Origin of the sequence: Burkholderia sp. NFPP32 (genome assembly GCF_900119325.1) — a bacterium.
Classification (GTDB): Bacteria; Pseudomonadota; Gammaproteobacteria; order Burkholderiales; family Burkholderiaceae; genus Burkholderia; species Burkholderia pyrrocinia_C.
Map to the genome: position 1 here is coordinate 183681 of NZ_FPJP01000015.1, position 6226 is coordinate 189906.

Below are 6226 nucleotides of genomic sequence, written 5' to 3' on the forward strand. Positions count from 1 at the left end.
CTCGGCGCAACGGCCGCGCGTATCGACTTTCGACGGCCGCGCGAAACGGTGCGGCCGGCCAGCGGCAAAACCGGACGGAAAACGGCGCGCAGGGCACGCCGTCCGACATCACTCGCCGCGTCGCGGCTCGAACACGAACGGCTGGGTCAGCAGGAACGGATTCGCGGTCGCGCCCGTCTGCGCGCAAGTCGCGTGCGTCATCGCGTCGACGGCCGCACGATCGGCGGCCGCATTGCGGCTGCTCGTCGTCACGGTGACGTTCTGCGCTTCGCCGGACGTCGTCATCAGCGCGCGCACGAGCACGGTCGCCGGGCGCGTGAGCGGCTTCGCGGTGTCCGGATAGACGGCGCGCGGAATGTGGCAGGTCAGCTTGCTTTCCTGCGACGACGACAGCATCGCGCAGCCGGAAAACAGCATCGCGACGGCGGGCAGGATCAGGTAGGTCGAGCGAATGGCCATAGTCGAATATCGTTCTTCATCACTGTTCTGGACGAACGCGCCGCGCACCGGAAGACCTCGCTCCCGCATCACGTGCGTCGCACTGCGCCGCGGCCATCGGACCGGCGCCCCGTTACGGCCGCACGGCCGATCGATGCTCGGCCGCGATCCTGCCCTGGCGGGGTTCCCGGATAGCCGGGGTGGCCCGCGCTCACGCCGGGCCCCGTGCCACATGCGGGCCGGCTCGCGAGCGCTTGCGCGCATTGTGCACGCGCCACGCGGCCAGCGGCGCCGATTTGACAATGGTTGACGCGAATCGACGCGCCTTCGGCCGGAATCCACGCCATTCGCGAGGTAATCGATACCCGGCCGATTTCACGCGGTTCACGCAGGGCCGATCTGTCCGACGGCGGCCCCTGCCGGGTGCCACGACGCGGCAAACGCCGGAATTCCCCGTTCCGGCGGCCGCTGCGCGTGTTAATCCGAGTCGTCGTCGTCCGAGTCGTCGGCCGCATCGGCCGGCACCTCCCCGTACTTCGCGACAACGGCCGCCTTGAACGTCTTCAGCGCCGGCTGCTGGTCGCACAGCTTGTACAGCAGGGCCAGTTGCTGCGGCCAGTCCTTCAGTTCCTTCGCAAACACATGCAGGCGCGCGACGGTATCGAGCGCGTCGGCCTCGCGGCCTGCCAGCGCCTGCAGCGCCGCATAGCGGCGCAGCACCGTCTCGCCGGGCAGCAGCGCGATCGCGCGCTCATGGGCGGCGAGCTTGGCCGGCAGGTCTTCCGGCGAAATCGTCAACAGCGTCGCCGCGCCGTAATCGCCCCACGCGCCGAACAGCAGCGACGGCGCGTCGCGATACTGCGCGGCCGGGTCGCTGCCGTAATACAGCACTTCCGCGCGCTGGTAGTCGCGCAGCACGGGCACCGCCGCCAGCACGCCGCCGAACGACAGCACCGCGAACAGACCGAACGCCGCGCGGCCCGGCAGGATGCGCAGCGGCTTCACGTCGAGCAACCCGATCACGAACATCGCCGGCAGCAGGAAGAACATGTACTGCTGCGGATACTCGACGAGCGCATGCATCAGCAGGATGCCGATCAGCGCGAAGCCGAACACGCGCGTGCTCGACTGCGGCGCGCGCAGCGCACGCACGAACCACATCACGAGCGTGACGGCGAGCACGCCAAGGCCGGCGAGACCCGACTTCGCGAGCAGGTCGATGAAGATGTCGTGCGAGTTGTTCGCGATCTCGACGCCGCCGAGCGTGCGCACGAGCGCAAACTGGTGCGACGGGAATTCACCCCAGCCGACGCCGAGCAGCGGATGCTCGCGGAACATCGCGAGCCCGTACTTCCACAGGGCGAGGCGCGGCGCGATCTGCCCCGCATCGCGCATCCGGTCGGCCGCCGACTCCGCGAGATTCAGGTGATAGTGCACGTTGGCCCAGCGCACCGCGACGTTCACCGCGATGAACGCAACCGCGAGCACGACCGGCATCAGCCACGCACGCGTATTGCCCGGCGCACGGCGCGATTCGAGCCACGCCATCCAGAAGCCCGCGACGACCATCACCGCGACCTGCAGCCACGGCCCGCGCGACACCGTCAGCGCGAGACCGACCGACAGCACGATCGACAGCACGAACCACGCCCATACCGCGAGCCGGCGCGTCTGCACGAGATACAGCGCGCCCGCGAGCGCGAACGCGATGTAGGTGGCCAGATGGTTCGCCTGCGCCATGTTGCCGTACGGGCGGCGATCGACCGCGATGTTGTACATCACGACGAACGGCGATACGGCCGACTCGAGGTGAAACAACTGCACGATCTGCGTTCCGACCGCGAACACGCCGCCGACGAGGAGCGCACCGGCCATCATCCGCGAGACGACTTCGGCCAACCCGTCGCGCGCGAGCGCGTAGCCGGCCTGCATCGCGACCAGCGCGGCGGCGAGATAGCCGAGCGCCAGCCAGTTCATCGACGGCACCTTGAGCGACATCAGCGCGACCTGCGCGATCAGCACCGCGGCGAACCCGAGCGGCACGACGAACGCGGCCGGCGCGGCAAACGGCTCGGCCGCTCGGCTCGTCCGCACGAGCAGGACGACCGACAGCCCCACCAGCAGATACAGCACCAGCGCGGAAAATTCGGAATAGAAGGTCGGGATCGGATACGTGTGATTCGTGATCGCGTACGGCACGATCAGGGCGACAGCCAGCGCAACGAGCGACAACGAACGGGAAAAAGTAGAAGGCATGAGCGAACCGGATGTCAGCAACCGGCGCACTATACAAAACTTTCCCCCCTCTGTGCGGGGCCGTCGCTCGGCCACCCGACTCGGCGCGATCGGGCCGGCCGGCCGAAGCGACGGCCGGCGTGCCGCGCGCGCCGCCGCCCTCCTCCTCCGCGGGCGCTACGCGCGACACTCCGCGGGCGCATATTTCGCAGGCAGCGTCGCGGCGGTGCCCGGCAGCGGCCCGGCCCCCGGCGCCGGCAGCGACGACGCATCCTTGCCGGCGGCGAAGCATTCCCATGCAATCGCACCGGCTTGCATCGCGCCCTTTTTGAGCGCCACGCGCGCGGTGGGCGCATCGGCCTTGTCGGGCGCGGACGGTATGAGTACCAGCGTATTCGTGCCGGCCGCGGCGACGCGGGTCGTGAACGCGACCGTGATCTGGCCGGTCTCGCCGTCGATGGCAACCGATTCGACGTTGCGGGTCGCGGCCGGCGGGCTGTAGCCGCCGTCGAGGCTCGCGCCGCTCGCCGCGTTGTCGGCGACCGCGAGCCGCGCGGACGACGCGAGCGCGAGCCCCTCGCCGACGCGCGAACGCGCGAGGTAATCCTGGTACGCGGGAATCGCATAGGCCGCGACGACGCCGACGATCGCCAGCACGATCATCAGCTCGATCAGCGTGAAGCCGGCCGGCCGCCAGCGCGGCGACGGCCGGTTCGCGCGCCGCAGATCGGCGGCAACGCGACGGAACAGTGAAACGGAAAAGGCTTCGAACATGGCAGGCTCCGGAAACGAAAAACGCCTGCCGGTAAAGGCAGGCGTCTCGATCGTAGCCAGCGGGCCACGATTCCGGCAGTCGGCCGGACGGCCAACGTCAGCGCGCGCCCGATGCGCCGCGGCGGCGCCTGAGCGCGTAACCGGCCGCCACGACGAACAGTGCGCCGGCCATGCTCGCGGCGTAGATCGCGGGTGGCGTATCGAGCACCGGCCAGCGATCGCCGACCGGGTCGTTCACGATCAGCCCGCCCGCGATCCAGCCGAGCAGCGCGGCGCCAAGCGTCACGACGATGGGGAACCGGTCGAGCATTTTCAGCACCAGCGTGCTGCCCCACACGATGATCGGCACGCTGACGACGAGCCCGAAGATCACGAGCGCGATCCGGTGCGACGGGTCGGCCTGCTCGGCCGCGCCGGCGATCGCGATCACGTTGTCGAGGCTCATCACCGCATCGGCGATCACGATCGTCTTCACGGCGTCCCACAGCCGGTCGGCCGGCTTGATGTGATCGTGCGCGTCGGCGGCCGGCGCCATCAGCTTGACGCCGATCCACAGCAGCAGCAGCCCGCCGCCGATCTTCAGGAACGGCACGTCGAGCAGCGCGACCGCGAACGTGATCAGCGCGACGCGCAGCAGGATCGCCCCCGCGGTGCCCCAGACGACGCCGCGCAGCCGCTGGTTCGCCGGCAGGTTGCGGCACGCGAGCGCGATCACGACCGCGTTGTCGCCGCCGAGCAGGATGTCGATGATGACGATCTGGAGAACGGCGCCCCAGTGCAGCGACGTCAGGAATTCGAGCATGGGGGGATATGCAGGATATGGCCGCCCGGCGGGCGACCCGGTTCATCGCCGGCACATGCGCGATGCATGCCCGGTGCTTACGAATTCATTGCGCGAGCATAACAAAAAACGCCGGCAAAGCCGGCGTTTTCTGCAGGACGAACCCAGGGGAAATATTACAGCGCCTTCTTCAGCAGACGGCCCATTTCCGACGGGTTGCGCGTGACGGTGATGCCGCATGCTTCCATGATTTCCAGCTTCGCTTCGGCCGTATCCGCACCGCCCGAGATCAGCGCGCCGGCGTGGCCCATGCGCTTGCCCGGAGGCGCCGTGACACCCGCGATGAAGCCGACGACCGGCTTCTTCATGTTGGCCTTGATCCACTCGGCCGCATTGGCTTCGTCCGGACCGCCGATTTCGCCGATCATCACGACCGCGTCCGTATCCGGATCGTCGTTGAACATCTTCATCACGTCGATGTGCTTCAAACCGTTGATCGGGTCGCCGCCGATGCCGACTGCCGACGACTGGCCGAGGCCCAGTGCCGTCAGCTGAGCAACGGCTTCATACGTCAGCGTGCCCGAACGCGACACGACGCCGATGCGGCCCTTGCGGTGGATGTGACCCGGCATGATGCCGATCTTCAGTTCGTCCGGCGTGATCGTGCCCGGGCAGTTCGGCCCGAGCAGCAGCGTCTTGCGGCCTTCGCGGCGCATGCGGTCCTTCACTTCGATCATGTCGCGCACGGGAATGCCTTCCGTGATGCAGATCGCGAGATCCAGATCGGCTTCGACCGCTTCCCAGATCGCAGCGGCTGCGCCTGCCGGCGGAACGTAGATGACCGACACGGTCGCGCCGGTTTCTTCCTTCGCTTCCTTGACGCTTGCGTAGATCGGAATGCCTTCGAAATCTTCGCCGGCCTTCTTCGGGTTCACGCCCGCGACGAATGCTTCGCGGCCGTTTGCATATTCACGGCAGGCGCGCGTATGGAACTGACCGGTTTTGCCGGTGATGCCCTGCGTGATGACCTTCGTGTCCTTGTTGATCAGAATCGACATGTATTTTGACCTCTGTTCGATTGGCGTCGCGTATCTGCCGCGCCGCCATGCGTATTCGATAGCGTTACTTGCCTGCGGCAGCCGCGACGACCTTCTGGGCAGCTTCTTCCATGCTGTCCGCCGAGATGATCGGCAGGCCCGAGTCGGCCAGCATCTTCTTGCCGAGGTCCTCGTTCGTGCCCTTCATGCGCACGACGAGCGGCACCTTCAGGTTCACGGCCTTCGAACCGGCGATCACGCCTTCCGCGATCACGTCGCAGCGCATGATGCCGCCGAAGATGTTCACGAGGATCGCCTTCAGGTCCGGGTTCTTCAGCATCAGCTTGAACGCTTCCGTGACCTTCTCGGTCGTGGCACCGCCGCCGACGTCCAGGAAGTTCGCCGGCTCGCCGCCGAACAGCTTGATGGTGTCCATCGTCGCCATTGCCAGGCCTGCGCCGTTCACGAGACAGCCGATGTTGCCGTCGAGCGAGATGTACGCGAGGTCGAACTTCGATGCTTCGATTTCAGCCGGATCTTCCTCGTCCAGATCGCGGTAAGCGACAATTTCCGGATGACGGAACAGCGCGTTCGAATCGAAGTTGAACTTCGCGTCGAGTGCGATGACCTTGCCGTCGCCGGAGACGTTCAGCGGGTTGATTTCAGCCAGCGATGCGTCGGTTTCCCAGAATGCCTTGTACAGGCCTTGCAGGATGGCGCGCGCTTGCGGAATCGAAGCAGCCGGCACGCCGATCTTCGCGGCGAGGTCGTCGGCCTGGGCGTCGAGCAGGCCCGTCGACGGCTCGACGATGACCTTGTGGATCAGTTCCGGGTGCTTTTCGGCGACTTCTTCGATGTCCATCCCGCCTTCGCTCGAACCCATCAGGACGATCTTTTGCGAGATGCGATCGACGACGAGGCTGACATACAGTTCCTGCTTGATGTCGGCGCCTTCTTCGAT

Annotated in this window: 6 protein-coding genes; all 6 read right to left on the reverse strand. The window is 67.1% G+C overall.

The window, feature by feature from the left end:
* Positions 1 to 108: 108 nt before the first annotated feature.
* Positions 109 to 459 (reverse strand): TonB family protein, encoded by a 351-nt coding sequence (locus BT264_RS25625; protein WP_034178929.1) that lies wholly within the window; start codon positions 457 to 459, stop codon positions 109 to 111.
* Between the two features lie 456 nt (positions 460 to 915).
* On the reverse strand, positions 916 to 2694 hold the full coding sequence (locus BT264_RS25630) for a PglL family O-oligosaccharyltransferase (protein ID WP_072442729.1): 1779 nt from the start codon (positions 2692 to 2694) through the stop codon (positions 916 to 918).
* A gap of 156 nt (positions 2695 to 2850) precedes the next feature.
* The gene (locus BT264_RS25635) at positions 2851 to 3447 is read right to left on the reverse strand and encodes a pilin (RefSeq protein ID WP_072442728.1); all 597 of its coding nucleotides are present in this window, start codon (positions 3445 to 3447) and stop codon (positions 2851 to 2853) included.
* A gap of 97 nt (positions 3448 to 3544) precedes the next feature.
* The gene (locus BT264_RS25640) at positions 3545 to 4249 is read right to left on the reverse strand and encodes a TerC family protein (protein WP_072442726.1); all 705 of its coding nucleotides are present in this window, start codon (positions 4247 to 4249) and stop codon (positions 3545 to 3547) included.
* A gap of 155 nt (positions 4250 to 4404) precedes the next feature.
* A complete protein-coding gene (gene sucD, locus BT264_RS25645) occupies positions 4405 to 5286 on the reverse strand; it encodes a succinate--CoA ligase subunit alpha (protein WP_072444524.1) in 882 nt (293 codons plus the stop codon).
* A 64-nt stretch (positions 5287 to 5350) separates the two neighbouring features.
* On the reverse strand, positions 5351 to 6226 hold an 876-nt coding region (gene sucC, locus BT264_RS25650), incomplete at its 5' end, for an ADP-forming succinate--CoA ligase subunit beta (protein WP_072467053.1).

Excerpts from the sequence above, each read along its gene's own strand:
- sucD (WP_072444524.1), bottom strand. The coding sequence starts at position 5,286 with ATGTCGATTCTGATCAACAAGGACACGAAGGTCATCACGCAGGGCATC.
- BT264_RS25635 (WP_072442728.1), bottom strand. The coding sequence starts at position 3,447 with ATGTTCGAAGCCTTTTCCGTTTCACTGTTCCGTCGCGTTGCCGCCGAT.
- BT264_RS25625 (WP_034178929.1), bottom strand. The coding sequence starts at position 459 with ATGGCCATTCGCTCGACCTACCTGATCCTGCCCGCCGTCGCGATGCTG.
- BT264_RS25630 (WP_072442729.1), bottom strand. The coding sequence starts at position 2,694 with ATGCCTTCTACTTTTTCCCGTTCGTTGTCGCTCGTTGCGCTGGCTGTC.
- BT264_RS25640 (WP_072442726.1), bottom strand. The coding sequence starts at position 4,249 with ATGCTCGAATTCCTGACGTCGCTGCACTGGGGCGCCGTTCTCCAGATC.